General features: G+C 71.4%; 16 protein-coding genes, 1 tRNA gene and 1 pseudogene. 8 read left to right on the plus strand and 10 right to left on the minus strand.

Annotated features, from left to right (window positions below):
* Positions 1-582: 582 nt before the first annotated feature.
* A tRNA-Gly gene (locus tag AB0K51_RS23280) sits at positions 583-653 on the minus strand.
* Between the two features lie 157 nt (positions 654-810).
* Between AB0K51_RS23280 and AB0K51_RS23285 the strand changes: the two genes are divergently transcribed.
* Together AB0K51_RS23285 and dcd are read left to right on the plus strand one after the other, a co-directional pair.
* Positions 811-1,032, plus strand: a complete 222-nt coding sequence (locus AB0K51_RS23285; protein WP_363458612.1) for a hypothetical protein — start codon at positions 811-813, stop codon at positions 1,030-1,032.
* 72 nt (positions 1,033-1,104) lie between these two features.
* A complete protein-coding gene (dcd, locus tag AB0K51_RS23290) occupies positions 1,105-1,680 on the plus strand; it encodes a dCTP deaminase (RefSeq protein WP_363458614.1) in 576 nt (191 codons plus the stop codon).
* A 95-nt stretch (positions 1,681-1,775) separates the two neighbouring features.
* Here dcd and AB0K51_RS23295 read toward each other — a convergent pair whose 3' ends face one another.
* From AB0K51_RS23295 to AB0K51_RS23315, 5 genes and pseudogenes are all read right to left on the minus strand, one after another.
* Entirely contained in the window at positions 1,776-2,669 is an 894-nt protein-coding gene (locus tag AB0K51_RS23295) for a metal-dependent hydrolase (RefSeq protein ID WP_363458616.1), read from the minus strand.
* Positions 2,670-2,766: 97 nt separating this feature from the next.
* Positions 2,767-3,693 carry a Yip1 family protein gene (locus AB0K51_RS23300; RefSeq protein WP_363458618.1) on the minus strand — a complete coding sequence of 309 codons (927 nt, stop codon included), beginning with the start codon at positions 3,691-3,693 and terminating at the stop codon, positions 2,767-2,769.
* 172 nt (positions 3,694-3,865) lie between these two features.
* A pseudogene (locus AB0K51_RS23305) lies at positions 3,866-4,939 on the minus strand (NDP-sugar synthase); the annotation flags it as partial.
* A gap of 207 nt (positions 4,940-5,146) precedes the next feature.
* Positions 5,147-6,253: a LamG domain-containing protein gene (locus AB0K51_RS23310; RefSeq protein ID WP_363458620.1), complete on the minus strand. Its 1,107-nt coding sequence runs from the start codon at positions 6,251-6,253 to the stop codon at positions 5,147-5,149.
* A gap of 89 nt (positions 6,254-6,342) precedes the next feature.
* On the minus strand, positions 6,343-8,556 hold the full coding sequence (locus AB0K51_RS23315) for a (Fe-S)-binding protein (RefSeq protein ID WP_363458622.1): 2,214 nt from the start codon (positions 8,554-8,556) through the stop codon (positions 6,343-6,345).
* Positions 8,557-8,838: 282 nt separating this feature from the next.
* On the opposite strand from AB0K51_RS23315, the gene dnaK reads away from it, so the two are divergent.
* From dnaK to AB0K51_RS23340, 5 genes are all read left to right on the plus strand, one after another.
* Positions 8,839-10,686 carry a molecular chaperone DnaK gene (dnaK, locus tag AB0K51_RS23320; RefSeq protein WP_363458624.1) on the plus strand — a complete coding sequence of 616 codons (1,848 nt, stop codon included), beginning with the start codon at positions 8,839-8,841 and terminating at the stop codon, positions 10,684-10,686.
* The gene (gene grpE, locus AB0K51_RS23325; RefSeq protein WP_363458626.1) at positions 10,683-11,273 is read left to right on the plus strand and encodes a nucleotide exchange factor GrpE; all 591 of its coding nucleotides are present in this window, start codon (positions 10,683-10,685) and stop codon (positions 11,271-11,273) included. Before dnaK ends, grpE begins: the two co-directional genes overlap by 4 nt.
* A 118-nt stretch (positions 11,274-11,391) precedes the next feature.
* On the plus strand, positions 11,392-12,534 hold the full coding sequence (dnaJ, locus tag AB0K51_RS23330; RefSeq protein ID WP_363458627.1) for a molecular chaperone DnaJ: 1,143 nt from the start codon (positions 11,392-11,394) through the stop codon (positions 12,532-12,534).
* A 7-nt stretch (positions 12,535-12,541) separates the two neighbouring features.
* Entirely contained in the window at positions 12,542-13,063 is a 522-nt protein-coding gene (locus tag AB0K51_RS23335) for a helix-turn-helix domain-containing protein (RefSeq protein WP_363458629.1), read from the plus strand.
* A gap of 273 nt (positions 13,064-13,336) precedes the next feature.
* The gene (locus tag AB0K51_RS23340; protein WP_363458631.1) at positions 13,337-14,302 is read left to right on the plus strand and encodes a hypothetical protein; all 966 of its coding nucleotides are present in this window, start codon (positions 13,337-13,339) and stop codon (positions 14,300-14,302) included.
* A 6-nt stretch (positions 14,303-14,308) separates the two neighbouring features.
* On the opposite strand, the gene AB0K51_RS23345 is transcribed toward AB0K51_RS23340, so the two are convergent.
* Positions 14,309-14,491 (minus strand): hypothetical protein, encoded by a 183-nt coding sequence (locus tag AB0K51_RS23345; protein ID WP_363458633.1) that lies wholly within the window; start codon positions 14,489-14,491, stop codon positions 14,309-14,311.
* Positions 14,492-14,797: 306 nt separating this feature from the next.
* Here AB0K51_RS23345 and AB0K51_RS23350 point away from each other — a divergent pair, with 306 nt between their 5' ends.
* Positions 14,798-15,418: a hypothetical protein gene (locus tag AB0K51_RS23350; protein ID WP_363458635.1), complete on the plus strand. Its 621-nt coding sequence runs from the start codon at positions 14,798-14,800 to the stop codon at positions 15,416-15,418.
* A 7-nt stretch (positions 15,419-15,425) separates the two neighbouring features.
* Here the strand turns inward: AB0K51_RS23350 and AB0K51_RS23355 are convergent, their stop codons facing one another.
* From AB0K51_RS23355 to AB0K51_RS23365, 3 genes are read right to left on the minus strand one after another with little or no spacing between them, the layout of a single operon-like run.
* Entirely contained in the window at positions 15,426-16,406 is a 981-nt protein-coding gene (locus AB0K51_RS23355; protein ID WP_363458637.1) for a LuxR C-terminal-related transcriptional regulator, read from the minus strand.
* Between the two features lie 29 nt (positions 16,407-16,435).
* The gene (locus AB0K51_RS23360; protein ID WP_363458638.1) at positions 16,436-17,383 is read right to left on the minus strand and encodes a LuxR C-terminal-related transcriptional regulator; all 948 of its coding nucleotides are present in this window, start codon (positions 17,381-17,383) and stop codon (positions 16,436-16,438) included.
* Positions 17,376-18,380, minus strand: coding sequence for a LuxR C-terminal-related transcriptional regulator (locus AB0K51_RS23365; protein ID WP_363458640.1), 1,005 nt, complete (start codon positions 18,378-18,380; stop codon positions 17,376-17,378). Before AB0K51_RS23365 ends, AB0K51_RS23360 begins: the two co-directional genes overlap by 8 nt.
* Positions 18,381-18,511: the final 131 nt, after the last annotated feature.

Consider the following 18,511-nt stretch of genomic DNA (forward strand, 5'->3'; position numbering starts at 1 on the left):
ATACCCCCCAAACCCCCCCCCCCCCCCCCCCGAGGCGCGACGCCGGAGCCCCGGTGCAGCCCGCCACGCCGAGGCCACCCTGCCGCGAACCGTCAGGCCAGGCCGCGAAATCCACAACACGAGAAACTGTCGGCAGAACCGAAGTCGGAGCACCCAGGCATTCGACTCAGGTATCGCGCGCCCTGAGCTTAGATTTCTCGAAGGAACGACCGCGGCTGACCGCTACTGACTGCCACTACTCGCGCAGTAGTCGCGCACGATCACAGGCACAAGGCTCGCCTAGCCGCGGGGCAAGACACACGAAAGGGCTCGAGATAAGAGGCTTACAGATCGAGAGATGACGCCCGCTCAGAAGGTACGACTATGCGAACTGCCGCTAAATTAGGCACATGTGACAGCAAATCGGACGCATGAAGGAACGCCATCTCTTACCGGCGGTGGCACCTTCCGAGCCGCCCCCAGCGAAGCCTCCGTCAACGAATCGCGCCCTCAAGCCGCAGGAAAAGTCAGCTCATGCCTCAAAACCGCGATTTAGGCCCCTAAAAAGTAAGCCCCAGGTCTCTGACCTGGGGCTTTACCGAGAGCGGGCGACGAGAATCGAACTCGCGCTCTAAGCTTGGGAAGCTCATGTTCTACCATTAAACTACGCCCGCATGTGACGGGGCGTCAGAGACGGCCCGGTCGAGGATCACTGTACCCCATGGCGGGAGGCGGTGGGTGCAGGGTTTCCGGTGGCGGCGAGCCTCGCGGGGTGGTGTCCGGTAGATCCCCTAATGTGACGCTGTCGGCGGATCAGTAGGAAGGGGACCGATGGAGCAGCGCACCGTGGTTCGTTGTGCCGAGGGGCACGTGTTCAGCACGGCGGCTTTCCCGATGCAGCACTTGCAGGCGGCCCGGTTGGGGCCGGGGCGGCTGCTGCGGTGCCCGAGGTGCGGGCGGTTGCGGAGTTCGGTGCCGGCGGACGTGGCGGAGCTCTCGGCTGGCCAACTGTCGCACGCGCTGCGGCTGGAGGCGGTCGAGTCGCCGGTCTGAGGCCGGAGCACGGGCGGTCCGGGGGGTGGGCGCTTTTGGGGCGGCCGCCCCCTGGCACGTACCCTCGGGGGCGTGCTGCTCTCTGACAAGGACATTCGTGCCGAGATCGACAAGGGTCGGGTCGTCATCGACCCGTTCGAGCCCGCGATGGTTCAGCCGTCGAGCATCGATGTTCGGCTGGACCGCTTCTTCCGGGTCTTCGAGAACCACCGCTACCCGCACATCGACCCCTCCGAGGAGCAGCCGGACCTGACCCGGCTGGTGGAGCCGGAGGGCGACGAGGCGTTCATCCTGCACCCGGGCGAGTTCGTGCTGGCCGCCACCTACGAGGGGATCACGCTGCCGGACGACGTGGCCTCCCGGCTGGAGGGCAAGTCGAGCCTGGGCCGGCTGGGGCTGCTGACGCACTCCACCGCGGGGTTCATCGACCCGGGGTTCAGCGGCCACGTGACGCTGGAGCTGTCGAACGTGGCGACGCTGCCGATCAAGCTGTACCCGGGGATGAAGATCGGCCAGCTGTGCCTGTTCCGGCTGTCCTCCCCCGCAGAGCACCCGTACGGCTCGAAGCGCTACGGCTCGCGGTACCAGGGCCAGCGCGGCCCGACGGCCTCCCGCTCGTACCTGAACTTCCACCGCAGCGACATCTGAGGCAACCGCACCACCAGAGCGCAGCCGGACCAAGAGCGCAGCAGGACGAGGGCCGACCCGCCGCCGGGTCGGCCCTCGTGGCATGTCGGCGTGCGTCAGCCGCGCTTCGGGCGGGTGGTGGCGACCAGCACGGTGCCGTCCTCGGAGAGGGTCAACTCGGTGCGCAGCTCGGCGAGTTCACCGAGGTGGTGGAGGTGGGTGCCGCCGCAGAAGATCTCGGCGGGGCCGGCCGGGAGGGCGGCGTGCCAGCGGCGGCGGGCGGTCAGTTCGGGACCCGGCACCTCGATGCGGACCTCGGCGTCGGCGGCGACCCAGGCGGCGAGCTGGACGTTGACCGCCTCGGTGAGCGCGGGCAGGGCGTCGGCGAGGGCGGGGAAGTCCTCTGCGGCGTCGACGGTGAAGCCCTTCTTGCGCAGCGACTTGCCGAGCCGGTAGGTGTCGGTGCTGGCGTCGGTGTCCATCACCGAGGAGTCCATGGCGAGGCTGTCGAAGTCCGGGTGGCCGAAGGCGTCGGCGCGGCCCGGGTCCTTGCGCCAGCGCGGGGCGAGCGCGGCGTTCAGGGCGAGCGCCAGCAGGTGGCAGCCGGTGTGGGCGGCGGAGAGCAGTCCGCGCCGCTCGGCGTCGACGTCGAGCCGCGCGGTGCGGCCGACGGCGTCCGGGCCGGGGGCGTCGGCCAGCACGTGCAGCACCAGCCAGGACCACTCCTCGTCGCCGCGGCGGACCGGGATGTCCGCGCCGACCAGCAGGTCGCCGCCGTCCGGGCCGACCGCGCCGGTCAGGCAGTCGACCACCGGGTACGCGGCGCCGTCGACGGTGAGGGTGCCCAGGTCAGCGGGCTGGTCGGGCCAGGTGTGGTCGAGCGGGTGGAACGGCGTGGACTCGGTGACCACGGCGGTGCGGCCGTCCGGCAGGGCGTGCACGGCGAGGATCGGCGACTCGCCGGTCACCGCCCCGGCCGGGAAGCTGACGTGGGTGGTGGGCAGAGTCATGCGGACGCTCCAGACGAGGGTGGGTCGAACACCCCACCCTACAAAGATCTCGCCATTCGGACGGACCGTGCACGCACCGGGCGGCGGCGCGGGCCGCTCAGCCCAGGGTGGGCAGCTTGATCAGCACCAGCAGCGCGAGCAGTTGCAGCGCCGCCGCGCCGGCCGCCTTGCCCCAGGGCAGGTCGTGGATCCGCCGCACCATCGTGGTCAGCAGCACCGCGCAGACCAGCCAGCTCGCCCAGCCGACCACCTGGACCACGGGGTTGGCGGCGGGCAGGAAGATCGCCAGCAGCAGGCGGGGGGCGTCGGTGGTCCAGGTGATCAGGACCGCGAGGCCGACGGTGGACTGCCAGGGGCCGTCGCCGCCGAACTGCCGGGCCAGCGCGTAGGTGACCGCGCCGAGCACGCCGCCGGCCAGGGTGAAGCCGATCGCGGCGCCGGCCATCGACCACAGGGCGACCGCGAACGCGGAGTGCACCACCTGGTCGCTGGTGCTGTCGAGGGCGAACACCGCCAGCACGCCGTACAGCAGCGAGACGGTCAGCGCGGCCAGCCAGACCTGGTGCTCGCGCATCCGGTCGAAGGTGGCGGAGGGCTCCCGGTACATCCCGGTCAGCAGCTGCCGCCAGCGCAGCCGGGGGCCGCCCAGGTGCGGGGCGGCCTGGCCGCCGGCCCGGTAGACCGCGACGTTGTCACCGGACGGGTACTCCGGCTCGCCGCCGTAGCCCGGCCCCGGGTAGCCGTAGCCGTCCTCGGTGTAGCCCTGCGGGTAGCCGTAGCCGTCCGGGCCGGGGTAGGGCTGCTCGCCGAGCGCGAACGCCCGGGTGTGACCCGGCTGGTCGCCGTACCGGTCGCCGCCGGGTGCGTCCCCGGGGTACTGCTCGTGCGGGGCGGTGAAGTACTCGGGCCCCTCGGGCTGCCGGGCGCCCTGGTACGGATCGCCCTGCGGGGTGCCCGGGTGGGGTGCCGACCAGCCCTGTCGCGGGTCGGTGCCCCGTCCGTCGTCGTGTCGATTGCCAGCCACGCCACGACGGTACCCGCAACGGCTGACCACCCGTCGGGTGATCATGGCCGCGCGACCGGATTGCAGCCGTCCTGTGACGGTCCTCCGCGGGGGTGCGTCAGCTGGTGACGCCGGCGCCCGGGGCGTGCACGGCGGCGGCGTTGCTCAGGCCCGCCTCGCAGCCGCCGGGGCCCGCGGAGAGCCGGACCGCGCCGACCGGCAGGCGGGTGCCGCAGGCGATCCGCAGGCCGGCGGAGAGCTCGTTCTCGGCCTCCAGGACCGCGCCGTCGCCGATCACCACGCCGTCCAGCGAGCAGCGCTCACCGATCTCGGCGTAGGCGCCGACGATGGAGTCCTTGACGTACGCGCCGGCCTCGATCCGGGCGCCGGGGAGCACCACGGTGCCCTCGACGATCGCGCCGGCCGCGACCTCGGCGCCCTCGGACACGACGGTGCCGGAGCCGAGCACGGCGCCCTGGTCGACCCGGGCGCCGGGCAGCAGCAGGGCCTCACCGGTCGGGCCGGGGACGGCCGGGGAGTCGACCTTGCCGAGCACCAGGTCGGCGGAGCCGCGGACGAAGGCGCCGGGGGTGCCGAGGTCCAGCCAGTACGAGGTGTCCACCACGCCGCGCAGCAGGGCGCCGGTGGCGAGCAGTTCGGGGAAGGTCTCGCGCTCGACCGAGACCTCGCGGCCGGTCGGGATGCGGTCGATCACCGAGCGGGTGAAGACGTAGCAGCCTGCGTTGATCTGGTCGGTGACGATCTGCTCGGGGGTCTCCGGCTTCTCCAGGAAGGCCAGCACCCGGCCGTTCTCGTCGGTGGGGACCAGGCCGAAGGCACGCGGGTCGGCCACCCGGGTGAGGTGCAGGGTGACGTCGGCGCCGGAGGCGGTGTGCCCGTCGCGCAGCGCGGCGATGTCGAGGCCGGAGAGGATGTCGCCGTTGAAGACCAGCACCGGCTCGTCGGGGCCGCAGGTCAGGCCGGAGGCGGCGTTGCGGATCGCCCCGCCGGTGCCCAGCGGCTCCTCCTCGGTGAGGTAGACCAGCTCGATGCCGTACGGGCTGCCGTCCTGGAAGTGGTCGACGAAGACCTCGGCGAGGTACGAGGTGGCGAGCACCACGCGGGTGACGCCGGCGGCCGCGGCGCGGGCCAGCTGGTGGGCGATGAACGGGACACCGGCCACGGGCAGCATGGGCTTCGGCGTGTGGGTGGTCAGCGGGCGCAGCCGGGTGCCCTTGCCTCCGACCAGCATGATCGCCTCGGTCATGTCTCTGTTCTCCCCTGGTCCGGTGTCCGGCGTGCCCGGCTCGACAGGGTCCGGTGTGCTCGCTCGGTGACATGGTGCGGCCGGCCGTGGTGGCCGAAAGCGGGCCCTGATCCGGGGCCCGCCGCATACTCTATTTGCTCGAACAGCGCACGACAGCCACCGGCCCACCCGGGCTGGTGTGCGAACCGCCGCCGGTCAGCGCCGCCGCTACGGCAGCAGCCAGGACTTGGCGGCCGAAGTGCCGGCGTCGGTGCCGCCGCTGGTGTTGAGCTTGGCGACCGCGGCGGGCGGCAGTGCGCGGTCCCAGACCTGCACGTCGGCGATGGCGCCGTCCCAGAAGTCGCTCCAGGCCGACTTGTAGCGGACCCGGCCGAGCTGGAGGCCGCCGGTGGTCTGCCAGATGCCGCTGACCGCCGTGGTCTGCTGCGGGGCGCCGTCGACGTACAGCTGGATCTTCCTGGTGCCCGCGTCGTAGACGCCGGTGAGCAGCGTCCAGGAGCCGGTGGTGGCGCCGTTGCCGTACGCCTGCACGGTCGTGGTGTCCTGGGCGCCGGCCGCGGTCTGCACCTTGAAGACCCACTGATTGTGGGAAGCCCAGTCCTCGCGACCCAGGTAGAACGAGTAGTAGGTGTCGCCGCCCTGGGTGACCGCGGCCCGGCCGCCGCTCGGCGCGTTGTTGCGGACCAGCGCGGAGACGGTGAAGCTGCGCGAGGTGTCGACCACCGCGGCCTGGTTCTCCGCGTAGCCGATGGAGTTGCCGTACAGCACCAGGGTGGGGCCCTTGTGGCCGTCGCTGGTGCCGAGCGCGCTGCCGCCGCCGAGCGCGAATCCGGCGAGCGTGGGCGCCGCGGAGGGCTTGCCGCTGGGGCTCTTGCCCGGCTTGGCGCTGTCGGTGGCGGACGCGGAGGCGGAGGCGGCGGCCGAGCCCGACGCGGACGCCGACGGGGAGGCGGAGGGCGGGCCTGAGGGGGTGCCCGGCGCGCTGGGCGCCGGCCCGTCGGGCTGGGCGGTGGCGCTGGGGACGGGCTTGGCGTCGGGGGTGCCCTTGGGCCCGGAGAGCGCCACGGCGGTGGCGACGATCCCGCCGACCAGCACCACCGCGAGGACGCCGCCGCCGATCTTCAGCCGCCGCTTGCGCAGGTACTCCCGCTCGTTGGCGTCCGCGAGCGCCGCCCAGTCGGGCGCCCCGGAGCCGGAGGTGACGGTCGGCAGGTAGGCGGGTGCGCCGCCGAAGTTCCCCGGCGGCGCGGCGCCGTACCCGGGCCCGTTCAGCGGTGGGCCGCCGGGCCCCGGTATTCCCCCGTCAGCAGTCATGCGCAGATGCTAGGACATCGCCCCAGCTCCGGGAACGCCCGGACCCCGGAGCCGCAACGGGCGTCCGGGGTCCGGGGAGTGAGCGGGCGTCAGGCGTCGACCGGCTCGGCGGTCTCGGCCGGGGTGGCGCGGACCGACTCCAGCAGCAGCTGGGCGACGTCGACCACCTTCAGGTGCTCCTTGGCCGCGCCCTCGTTCTTCTTGCCGTTGACCGAGTCGGAGAGCATCACCAGGCAGAACGGGCAGGCGGTGGAGACGATGTCCGGGTTGAGGGACAGCGCCTCGTCCACGCGCTCGGTGTTGATCCGCTTGCCGATCCGCTCCTCCATCCACATCCGCGCGCCGCCCGCGCCGCAGCAGAAGCCGCGCTCCTTGTGGCGGTGCATCTCCTCGTTGCGCAGGCCGGGCACCTTGCCGATGATCTCGCGCGGCGGGGTGTAGACCTTGTTGTGGCGGCCGAGGTAGCACGGGTCGTGGTAGGTGATCAGGCCCTCCACCGGGTTCACCGGCAGCAGCTTGCCCTCGTCGATCAGGTGCTGCAGCAGCTGGGTGTGGTGGATGACCTCGAAGTGCCCGCCGAGCTGCGGGTACTCGTTGGCGATGGTGTTGAAGCAGTGCGGGCAGGTGGCGACGATCCGCTTGGTGGGGGCGTCCTCCAGCGCGGCGTTCAGGGTCTCGACGTTCTGCGCGCCGAGCATCTGGAACAGGAACTCGTTGCCGAGGCGGCGCGGGGAGTCACCGGTGCAGGTCTCCTCCTTGCCGAGGATCGCGAACTTGACGCCCGCGGTGTGCAGCAGCTCGGCGAAGGCCTTGGTGGTCTTCTTCGCCCGGTCCTCCAGGGCGCCGGCGCAGCCGACCCAGTAGAGGTACTCGACCTCGGCGGGGTCGATGTCCTCGCCGATCACCGGCACCTCGATGCCGGTCTCCTTCTTCAGCTCCTTGACCCAGTCGAGGCGCGCCTTGGTGGCCAGGCCCCACGGGTTGCCCTTGTTCTCCAGGTTCTTGAGCATCGTCCCGGCCTCGGTCGGGAAGCTGCTCTCGATCATCACCTGGTAGCGGCGCATGTCGACGATGTGGTCGATGTGCTCGATGTCGACCGGGCACTGCTCGACGCAGGCGCCGCAGGTGGTGCAGGACCACAGCACGTCCGGGTCGATGACGCCGTTCTCCTCGGCGGTGCCGATCAGCGGGCGCTCGGCCTCGGCGAGGGCCTCGGCGGGGACGCCGGCCAGCTGCTCGGCGCTCGCCCTCTCCTCGCCCTCCATGTCCTTGCCGCCACCGGCCAGCAGGTACGGGGCCTTGGCGTAGGCGTGCTCGCGCAGGCTCATGATCAGCAGCTTGGGCGACAGCGGCTTGCCGGTGTTCCAGGCCGGGCACTGCGACTGGCAGCGGCCGCACTCGGTGCAGGTGGAGAAGTCGAGGATGCCCTTCCACGAGAAGTGCTCGACCTGGGAGACGCCGAAGACCGCGTCGTCGGCCGGGTCCTCGAAGTCGATCGGGGCGCCGTTGCTGGTCATCGGACGGAGCGCGCCGAGCGCGACGCCGCCGTCCTCCTCGCGCTTGAAGTAGATGTTGAAGAAGCCCAGGAAGCGGTGCCAGGCGACGCCCATCGACGGGTTGAGGCCGATGGTGATGGCCCACGCGAAGGAGATGCAGATCTTCAGCATCGCGAACAGGTAGACCAGGTTGACCAGCGTGCCGTGCGCGACGCCGTGGAACGCGGCGGCGATCGGGTACGAGACCAGGTAGGTGGCCTCGTAGGAGTCGACGCCCTCCAGGGCGCCCTCCAGGCCGCGCAGCATCATGATGCACAGGCCGATGCCGAGGATCGTGTACTCGACGTAGAACGCCTGCCAGGCGATCGAGCCGGCGAACCGGGACTTGCGGCCGGCCCGCGAGGGCAGGCTGAGCAGCCGGATCACGATCAGGGTGAGGATGCCCAGCGTGGTCAGCGTGCCGATCAGCTCGACGAAGATGTTCCACGGCAGCCAGTGACCGATCACCGGCAGCGCGAACTCGGCGTCGAAGAGCTGCCCGAAGGCGTTCACCAGGGTGAGCACCAGCGAGAAGAAGCCCACCGCGACGAACCAGTGGGCGATGCCGACGATGCCCCAGCGGTTCATCCGGGTGTGGCCGAGGAACTCCTTGGCCACCGTGGCGACCCGCTGGGCGGGCTGTCCGAACCGGGTGGCGTCGGCGGAGCCGGTGCGCACCACCTTGTAGATGTACAACGCCGCACGGGCGGCGAGCGCGGTGCCGATCACGAAGGTGACCAGCGAGATGACGATCGCTGCTAGCTGCATCGGCTCTCCGTCTCCAGCGGCTTTGGTCCTAGTCTCCCGCAGAGTGTACTGGTCGGTAACTTGCAGGGTCGACGGGCCGGACATTACCGCGCGTTAACACCCGTCCAGAAGATGTTCAAGGTATGGCGGCAGTCACTAAGGCCAGACTCACCCTAGCGGCCCAGCCCTCCGCATAAGCGCTCAGTAAAGTTGAGCGACACCGACTCAAAGCTGTTGACGCTTCCCGATCCGTCATGCATCCTTGAGCCCGTACAGCTCAACTTCTCCCCGGAGGTATTCACGATGGCACGCGCGGTCGGCATCGACCTCGGTACGACGAACTCCGTCGTCAGTGTTCTTGAGGGCGGTGAGCCCACGGTCATCACCAACGCCGAGGGCGCTCGGACCACGCCGTCCGTCGTCGCCTTCGCCAAGAACGGCGAAGTCCTGGTCGGCGAGGTCGCCAAGCGTCAGGCGGTCACCAACGTCGACCGCACCATCCGGTCGGTCAAGCGCCACATGGGCACCGACTGGAAGATCGGCATCGACGGCAAGGACTTCACGCCGCAGCAGATCTCCGCCTTCGTCCTGCAGAAGCTCAAGCGGGACGCCGAGTCGTACCTGGGCGAGACGGTCACCGACGCCGTCATCACCGTCCCGGCGTACTTCAACGACTCCGAGCGCCAGGCGACCAAGGAGGCCGGCGAGATCGCGGGCCTGAACGTCCTGCGCATCGTCAACGAGCCGACCGCCGCCGCCCTGGCCTACGGCCTGGACAAGGACGACCAGACCATCCTGGTCTTCGACCTCGGTGGCGGTACGTTCGACGTCTCGCTGCTGGAGATCGGCGACGGCGTGGTCGAGGTCAAGGCCACCAACGGCGACAACCACCTCGGCGGCGACGACTGGGACCAGCGGGTCGTCGACCACCTGGTCAAGGTCTTCCAGGCCGGCCACGGCGTCGACCTGTCCAAGGACAAGATGGCCGTCCAGCGCCTCCGCGAGGCCGCCGAGAAGGCCAAGATCGAGCTGTCCTCGTCCTCCGAGACCTCGATCAACCTGCCCTACATCACGGCGTCCGCCGAGGGCCCGCTGCACCTGGACGAGAAGCTCACCCGCTCCCAGTTCCAGCAGCTGACCGCGGACCTGCTGGACCGCTGCAAGCACCCGTTCCACAACGTCATCAAGGACGCCGGCATCCAGCTGTCCGAGATCGACCACGTGGTCCTGGTCGGCGGCTCGACCCGTATGCCGGCCGTCGCCGAGCTCGTCAAGGAGCTGACCGGCGGCAAGGACGCCAACAAGGGCGTCAACCCGGACGAGGTCGTCGCCATCGGCGCGTCCCTGCAGGCCGGTGTCCTGAAGGGCGAGGTCAAGGACGTCCTGCTGCTCGACGTCACCCCGCTGTCCCTGGGCATCGAGACCAAGGGCGGCATCATGACCAAGCTGATCGAGCGCAACACCACGATCCCGACCAAGCGCTCGGAGATCTTCACCACGGCCGAGGACAACCAGCCGTCCGTGCAGATCCAGGTCTACCAGGGCGAGCGCGAGATCGCGGCGTACAACAAGAAGCTCGGCATGTTCGAGCTGACCGGCCTGCCGCCGGCGCCCCGCGGCCTGCCGCAGATCGAGGTCACCTTCGACATCGACGCCAACGGCATCATGCACGTGGCCGCGAAGGACCTCGGCACCGGCAAGGAGCAGAAGATGACCGTCACCGGCGGCTCCTCGCTGCCGAAGGACGAGGTCAACCGGATGCGCGAGGAGGCCGAGCGGTACGCGGAGGAGGACCACAAGCGCCGCGAGGCCGTGGAGACCCGCAACCAGGGCGAGCAGCTGGTCTACTCCACCGAGAAGTTCATCGCGGACAACTCCGACAAGCTCCCGGCGGACGTCAAGACCGAGGTCGAGACCGCGATCGGCGAGCTCAAGGAGACCCTGAAGGGCGAGGACGTCGCGGCCATCCGCACGGCCACCGAGAAGGTCTCCACCACCGCCCAGAAGCTCGGTGCGGCGCTCTACGCGCAGGCCGACGGCGCGGGCGCGGCGGCCGGCGCGGCCGGTGCCGGCGAGCCGGGCGCCAAGGACGACGACGTGGTGGACGCCGAGATCGTCGATGACGAGAAGCCCAAGGGCGGTGCCGCATGACGGAGAAGCCGCAGGGCGAGCAGCCCGGCGACGACTCCGCCGCCGAGGAGGCCGTGCTCAAGGCTGCCGAGGAGGCCGTCGCGGGCGCCGGCTCGGACGAGCTGGCCACCGCCAAGCGCGAGGCCGGTGAGCGCACCGCCGACCTGCAGCGCTTGCAGGCCGAGTACCAGAACTACCGCAAGCGGGTCGAGCGGGACCGTGCCACGGTCCGGGAGATCGCCGTCTCCAACATCCTGGAGTCGCTGATCCCGGTGCTGGACGACATCGGCCGGGCCCGCGAGCACGGCGAGGTGACGGGCGGCTTCAAGTCCGTCGCCGAGTCCCTGGAGACGGTCGTCGCCAAGCTGGGCCTGCAGCAGTTCGGCAAGGAGGGCGAGCCCTTCGACCCGACGCTGCACGAGGCGCTGATGCACAGCTACTCCTCGGACGTCACCGAGGACACCTGCGTGCAGATCCTCCAGCCCGGGTACCGGATCGGCGAGCGGATCATCCGCCCGGCGATGGTCGCGGTCGCGGAGCCCCAGCCGGGCACCCAGACCACCGGCGAGCCGGACTCCGGCAAGGCTGACGGCGCGTCCGACAGCTGAGTACCATCCGTGCGCTGCGGAGTCGTACGTCGTCCACACGGCGGCGGCTCCGCAGCGCCGTACTACGGCGCCGCAGCACAGCGGCGGGAATCGCAACGGGAGGTGGCGGTAAAAGGCCATGAGCGCTAAGGACTACGTGGAGAAGGACTACTACAAGGTCCTCGGCGTGCCCAAGGACGCCACCGCCGCCGAGATCAAGAAGACGTACCGCAAGCTGGCGCGCGAGTTCCACCCGGACGCCAACAAGGGCGACGCCAAGGCCGAGGAGCGGTTCAAGGACATCTCCGAGGCGTACGACGTGCTCTCCGACGAGAAGCGCCGCAAGGAGTACGACGAGGCGCGCTCGCTGTTCGGCAACGGCGGGTTCCGGCCCGGCGGGGCGGCCGGCGGCGGCTTCGACTTCGGCGACCTGTTCAACGGCGGCGGCGGGGGCGGCGGCGGACTCGGCGACGTGTTCGGCGGCCTGTTCAACCGCGGCGGGCGGCAGACCGCGCAGCCGCGCCGGGGCGCCGACGTGGAGACCGAGGTCACCCTCAACTTCGAGGAGGCCGTGGACGGCGCCACCGTGCCGCTGCGGATGACCTCCCAGGCGGCCTGCCGGGCCTGCGCCGGGACGGGCGCGAAGACCGGCACCACCCCGCGGGTCTGCCCGACCTGCGTCGGCGCGGGCACCGTCAGCCGCGGCCAGGGCGCCTTCGCGCTCTCCGAGCCGTGCCGGGACTGCAAGGGCCGCGGCATGATCGTCGACGACCCGTGCACCGTGTGCCACGGCAGCGGCCGGGCCTCCTCGGCCCGCACCATGCAGGTCCGCATCCCGGCCGGCGTCCAGGACGGCCAGCGGATCCGGCTCAAGGGCAAGGGCGCGCAGGGCGAGCGCGGTGGCCAGAACGGCGACCTGTACGTCAGCGTGCACGTCGACTCGCACCCGGTGTTCGGGCGCAAGGGCGACAACCTGACGGTCACCGTGCCGGTCAGCTTCCCCGAGGCGGCGCTCGGCGGCACCATCGAGGTGCCGACCCTGAACGGTCCGGCCGTGAAGCTCAAGCTGCCCCCGGGCAGCGCCAACGGCCTGACCATGCGGGCCCGCGGCAAGGGCGCCACCCGCAAGGACGGCACCCGCGGCGACCTGCTGGTCACCGTGGAGGTCGCGGTGCCCAAGCACGTCACCGGCGACGCGCTGACCGCACTGGAGCAGTACCGCGAGGCCACCACCTCGGACGACCCGCGTGCCGCCCTGTTCAAGGCGGCGGAGGGAGCGTGAGATCCCGATGAGTCCCCACCCCGACAGTCCCCACGGCGACGGCCGGATCGGCCCCCCCGGCCTCGGCGAGGGCTTGCCCGGCGCCGGCCGCACCCGGCCGACCGGGCCGCCGGCCTACGTGCTGACCGAGGACACCCCCGTCTACGTCATCTCGGTGGCCGCCGAGCTCTCCGGCCTGCACCCGCAGACCCTGCGCCAGTACGACCGGCTCGGCCTGGTCTGCCCCGATCGCACCGCCGGCCGCGGCCGCCGGTACTCGGCGCGCGACATCCAGCAGCTGCGCGAGGTCCAGCGGCTGTCCCAGGACGAGGGCATCAACCTGGCCGGCATCAAGCGGATCATCGAGCTGGAGAACCAGGTCGCCGCCCTGCAGTCCCGGATCGCCGAGCTGGTCGACGCCCTGGACGGCGCCGCCGCCACCCTCCAGCAGCGCGAGGCCGCCGTGCACGCCTCCTACCGCCGCGACCTCGTCCCCTACCAGCAGGTGCAGCAGTCCAGCGCGCTGGTGGTCTGGCGCCCCAAGCGCTGATCGCGTTCGACGCCGTCGACAACCTCCGGCCGTCCGGGGGGTTTCGGCGGCGTCGCCGTGCTGGGAGAGTTTCAGCGTGGCGGCCGATCGAATGCCCGGCGCAAATGGGAATCCGCGGTCGGGCGGTTCTGCCTATGATCCCTACTGATCAACCTGGCTAGCCGTGCACCACCGCCCACGGAGTCAGACGGAGGGGAGAAGTCCATGCGCGCATTCCGGGACTCCACATCGCTCGATCCCGGGCGCAGGTCGCTCTCCGCAGAAGCACATGAGGTGTACCTGTTCATCGTGCGTTCCGGTGGGCGGGTGGACACCACCGCGCACGAGGCTGTTCGGGAGCAGATTGTCGAGCTGCTCGAATTCGGCTTGTTGATCCGCGAATCCGACGACCCGTCAGTCGTGGTGGCGATCGACCCGCGGACGCTCTCGGTCTCGCTCAGCACCGCCTGGCAGCGCGAGGCCGCCCACCTGCTCACCCGCTCCGCCACGCTCTCCGCCGAACTGCAGGACCTCGGCGAGGCGTTCAGCGAGCTGACCGGCACCGGCGAGTCCGGCGGGAAGATCGAGTACGTCCAGGGCCACACCACGATCAACCAGCGGCTGGCGATGCTGGTCGACAACTGCACGCAGGAACTGCTGACCGCGCAGCCCGGCGGCGGGCGGCGGGCCGAGACGGTGCGGGCGGTCGTCGACCGCGACCTCGGGGTGCTCCACCGGGGCGGCACCGCCCGGAGCATCTACCAGCCGAGCGCCCGGTACTCGAGTCCGACGCTGGAGTACGTCGAGACGATGACCGCGGCGGGCAGTCAGATCCGCACCCTGGACGAGCCGTTCAGCATTCTGATCATCATCGACCGGAAGGTCGCGATCATCCCGGGCAGCAAGGACATGACCCAGGCCGCCTTCATCAAGGACCAGGCGGTGATCGCCTACCTCGTGCAGACCTTCGACGCGCTCTGGGAGCGGGCGATCCCGTTCCACGCGAACCGGGAGGTCCCGCCGCAGGTCCTGACCAGCCTGCGCCGGCAGATCATCCGGTCGATGGTGCAGGGCATCGGCCACCGGGTGATCGCCCGCAACCTCGGGCTGAGCGAACGCACCCTGGCCCGGCACATCGCGGAACTCCGCGAGGACTACGGGGTCGACACCCTGTTCCAACTCGGCTGGAAACTGGCGCAGGAAGCCGAGGACGTCGAGAGGCCCGACTCTGACGACCTGTCGGACGGACCCCTCGACTGATCCCGACTACTGCCAGTAGCTGTCCGCGGGGATGACCGTCTGCTGGGCGGCCTTCGGGTCCCAGCCGCTGTCGGCGTTGGCGGTGCCCACACCGGCGAAGAGCGCAGCACCCAGAAGAACGACCGTGGCAATGAGGCGACGCGCATGACGCACGAGAGCACTCCCTCCGATGTAGATCACATCAACCAACTGCGAGTATGACAATCTGACCGAGCATTAATAATGCCCGCATTGCGCGGGATCGCGGAAGGCGACAGGGGCTGTCATCTCCCTGCATGGCAGAGAGATGACATCGGGTGACAGTGGACGGCACCGCCGACGTGCAGCGACGATCAGTGAGCCCAGCACTCGCGTGAGCAGGGTTCGACCGACGGGGGCGCACGCGAGTGGCATGAACTCGGCAAATTAGTTCCGACCGCACCGAATGTCAGCAGCATTCGCAAAACACCACGCTGGCAGGGCCCGCCCCCGCCGACCGATTCTCCCGGAGTCGACATGACTGAGCCTCATCTGCGCAATCACGCGGTCCAGAGCGCCGAAGGACGCCGCGCGCGGGTGTTCCTGGCCGCGCCGCTGATGCGGCTGACCGGGCCCGCCGACAGCGTCGTGACGCTGGCCAGCCGGACCAGGCTGACCACCCTGCGGAGCACGCTGCTGCGCAGCGGCGCCGCGGTCTACAGCGCGCACCACAGCGACGCCTGGACGGTGGCCGGCCGGGTGCCGGAGCCGCGGGTGCCCTCGGACTTCCGGGCGATGCAGAGCGCGGACCTGGTCTTCGCGTACGTCGGCGCCCCGCTGTCGGCGGGCGTCAGCCTGGAGCTCGGCTGGGCCTCGGCGCTGCGCAAGCCGATCGTGCTGCTGGTCGACGAGGCGATCACCCACAACCCGCTGATCGCCACCATCGAGCAGGTCTCCCCCGTGCTGCCGCTGGTCTTCGACGACACCTGGTCGCAGGAGGCGCTGCACCACACCGTGGAGACCGCGCTGGACTGGGCCGGCATGGCGCTCTCGCTGCGCGGCGGCTTCTGGACCGCGCCCGGCGACCAGTTCCCGCGCCCGCGGCAGGAGCCCACCAGCCCGTACGGCTTCTGGTCCCCGGAGATCGCCACCGGCTGACGATCCGTCAGGCCTCGCGCGGCCCCTCGGCTCCCCGCATCTGCCAGCCCAGCTGGAAGAGGGTCTCCGCGTCGTAGAGCTCGCGCAGCCGGGAGATGTGCCCGGCCACGGTGCGTTCGGACAGGCCCAGCCGGGAGGCGATGGCGCGCTGGGTCAGGCCCTGGGCGAGCAGGCGTCCGACCTGGTCGTGGACCGGGACCGCCGGGTCGCCGCCGGACTCGACCGCCCGCCACTGCACCCGCTCGGCCCGCTCCCAGTCCCGTTCGAACGCGGCCACCAGGAACGAGACCACCGCCGGGTCCTCGATGAACGCGGCACTGGTGTTGTCCGCGGACGCCGGGACCACCGCGACCCGGCGGTCGAAGACCAGCAGCCGGCTGAACGGCTCGCCGAGCGTGCGGAACCGGCCGCCCCAGGCGGTCACCTTCGCCGCCCACCGCACCGTCGTCTCGTCCATCCGGGCGGCCGGCTCGTAGATGCTGCGCAGCGTGGCGCCGCGCTCCAGGAAGCGGCGGGTGCGCTCCAGCGACTCGGCCAGCAGGTCCGGCGGACGCGCCCCGCCGGGCTGCATCGCCAGCCCCTCCTCCTGGGTCTCGCTCTCCAACTGCAGGATCCGGTGCCGGATCAGCTCCATCCGGTCGACGTGCCGCACCACGCTGGAGCGGTCCGCCCGGCGCGGGGTGGCGTCGTAGGCGTGGGTGAGGTCCTCCAGCAGCCCGGGCATCTCCTCGGCGCGCAGCAGCATCCGGGTGCCCTCGGCGCGCAGTTCGGCGCTGATCCGCTCGCTCACCGAGCGCGGGTTGACCGCGGTCAGCGACTGGTCCGCGCTGTGGTGCACCAGCAGTCCGAGTTCCAGCAGCCGCAGGACGCCCGCCGAGTCCTGCTCCACCGCCTCACGGAACATCACCCGGCCGCCCTGGTCCAGGATCTGCTGGTACAGCCGCCGTTCCGCCTCGGTCGGCAGCGCGGTGCCGTTCGGCTCGCCCACTGGTCGCTCTTCCTCTCTGCCGCCCCCGCTCATCGCGCACCGTCCCTCATCAGCCAGCCGAGCTGGAACTGCGTCTCGGCATCGTAGAGCTCGCGCAGCCGGGAGATGTGCGCGGCCACGGTGCGTTCGGAGAGGCCGAGGCGGGTGGCGATGGCGCGCTGGGTGTGGCCGGCGGTGAGCAGGCGGGCGAGCTCGGCGGGGACGCCGACGGTGCGGCCGGCCAGGGCGTGCCAGTTGACGGGTCGGGCGCGGCGCCAGTCGCGTTCGAAGCGCTCGACGAGGAGGCCGACCACGGCCGGGTCCTCCACGATGGCGGCGCTCTTCTCGTCGGCGCTGGCCGGCATGATCGCGATCTTGCGGTCGAAGATCAGCAGGCGCTGGTAGGGCTCGTCCAGCACCCGGATCCGCTCGCCGCAGGCGGTCCTCGCGGCGGCGTACTCGACGGTCGGCGGGTCGTCGAGGGCGCCGGGCTGGTAGAGGGTGCGCAGGCTGATGCCGGCCGCCAGGAAGCGGCGGTCGCGTTCCAGGGCCTGTGCCATGAAGGCGGGCAGGCGGGCGCCGCCGGGCTGGGCGGCCAGCGTCTCCTCGCGCATCTCCGACTCGATCTGCAGGATCCGGTGCCGGATCTGCTCGACGGCGGTCACGTGCTGGACGGCGCTGGTCCGGTCGGCCCGGTTCGCGGTGGCCTCGTACGCGTGGGTGAGCTCCTCGAGTTGACCGGCCGTCCGTTCGGCCTGGACCAGCAGCCCGGTGGCCCGGGAGCGCAGCTCCACCTTGATGCGCTCGCCGGCCGAGCGGGGGTCGACGGCGCTCAGCGACTGGTCGAGTCCTTGGTGGACCAGCAGCCCGAGCTCGATCAGCCGGAGCACGCCGTCGGGGTCCTGCTCCATCGCCTCCCGGAACATCACCCGGCCGCCCTGGTCCAGGATGTCGCGGTACAGCTGCCGTTCGGCCTCGCTCGGCAGGGGGTCAGTCACGTCGGCCTCCGCGCATCAGCCAGCCGAGCTGGAACAGGGTCTGGGCGCCGTAGCGGTCGCGCAGCCGGGAGATGTGGCCGGCGACGGTCCGTTCGGAGAGACCGAGGCGGGTGGCGATGCCGCGCTGGGTGAGGCCGGCGGCGAGGAGGCGGCCGACCCGGTCGGAGACGGTGCGGGTGAGGGTGCGGCCGTCCAGGTCGCGCCAGCGGACGTGGTCGGCGCGGGCCCAGTCGCGTTCGAAGACGGAGACCAGGAAGGCGACCGCGGCGGGGTCCTCGACGAAGGCGGCGCGGCTGTGGTCGTCGGCGGCGGGGATGACGGCGATCCGGCGGTCGACGACGATCACCCGCAGGAACGGCTCGTCGAGGACCCGGATCTGCGCGCCGCGGTCGGTCATCGCGGCGGCGTGGTTGACGGCGCTCTCCTCGGTGAGCGCCACCGGCTGGTAGAGGGTGCGCATGGTGCCGCCCCGGCGGAGCAGCAACTGGTCCTGGGTGAGGGCGAGTTCGAGGACGGCGGCGGGGCGCAGGCCGGGCTGGGCGGTGAGCAGTTCGAGCCGGCACTCGGAGACCAGCTGGGCGATCCGCAGCCGGATCGCCTCCTGGCCGTCGACGTACGTGGCCTGCCGGGCCTGCTCGGCGGGGCGCGGGACGGCGTCGTAGGCGCGGGTGAGCGGGTCGAGTTCGCCGGGCAGGCGCTCGGCGTGCAGCAGCAGCCGGGTCGCCTCGGCGCGCATGTCGGCGCTGACCCGCTCGGCGACGGTGCGCGGGCTGATCGCGACGTAGTAGCCGTCGATGTGGTTGGGCAGCACCAGGCCGATCGCCACCAGCTGGTCGAGCAGGGCCTGTTGGTGGCCCGGTCCGGTGGCCGGGTCGAGCACCGGCGGGTCGGTGAGCGGGATGCGGCCGCCGGCGGCGAGCACGGCGAGGTACAGGCGGGTGGCGGCGTCCTCGGGCAGCCCGGCGCCCGGTTCGCCCTTCGGGTGGTCCGCAGCCACGTCGAGCACTCCTGCCGTGTTCCTCCGTTTGCGGATCATGATCCCAGGAGGCCCGGCCGGCTCGACGGCGGGAGCCCCGTGGACGGGCGCGTCCTCCGGGCCGGGCACCTGAGCGCCCGGGACCCGGAGGA

Origin of the sequence: Kitasatospora sp. NPDC049285, from assembly GCF_040678815.1 — a bacterium.
Lineage (GTDB): Bacteria > Actinomycetota > Actinomycetes > Streptomycetales > Streptomycetaceae > Kitasatospora.

Bases quoted from the DNA above. Each gene is read 5' to 3' on its own strand.
- AB0K51_RS23285 (WP_363458612.1), top strand. From the start codon at position 811: ATGGAGCAGCGCACCGTGGTTCGTTGTGCCGAGGGGCACGTGTTCAGC.
- AB0K51_RS23295 (WP_363458616.1), bottom strand. From the start codon at position 2,669: ATGACTCTGCCCACCACCCACGTCAGCTTCCCGGCCGGGGCGGTGACC.
- AB0K51_RS23310 (WP_363458620.1), bottom strand. From the start codon at position 6,253: ATGACTGCTGACGGGGGAATACCGGGGCCCGGCGGCCCACCGCTGAAC.
- AB0K51_RS23315 (WP_363458622.1), bottom strand. From the start codon at position 8,556: ATGCAGCTAGCAGCGATCGTCATCTCGCTGGTCACCTTCGTGATCGGC.
- dnaK (WP_363458624.1), top strand. From the start codon at position 8,839: ATGGCACGCGCGGTCGGCATCGACCTCGGTACGACGAACTCCGTCGTC.
- grpE (WP_363458626.1), top strand. From the start codon at position 10,683: ATGACGGAGAAGCCGCAGGGCGAGCAGCCCGGCGACGACTCCGCCGCC.
- dnaJ (WP_363458627.1), top strand. From the start codon at position 11,392: ATGAGCGCTAAGGACTACGTGGAGAAGGACTACTACAAGGTCCTCGGC.
- AB0K51_RS23335 (WP_363458629.1), top strand. From the start codon at position 12,542: ATGAGTCCCCACCCCGACAGTCCCCACGGCGACGGCCGGATCGGCCCC.
- AB0K51_RS23350 (WP_363458635.1), top strand. From the start codon at position 14,798: ATGACTGAGCCTCATCTGCGCAATCACGCGGTCCAGAGCGCCGAAGGA.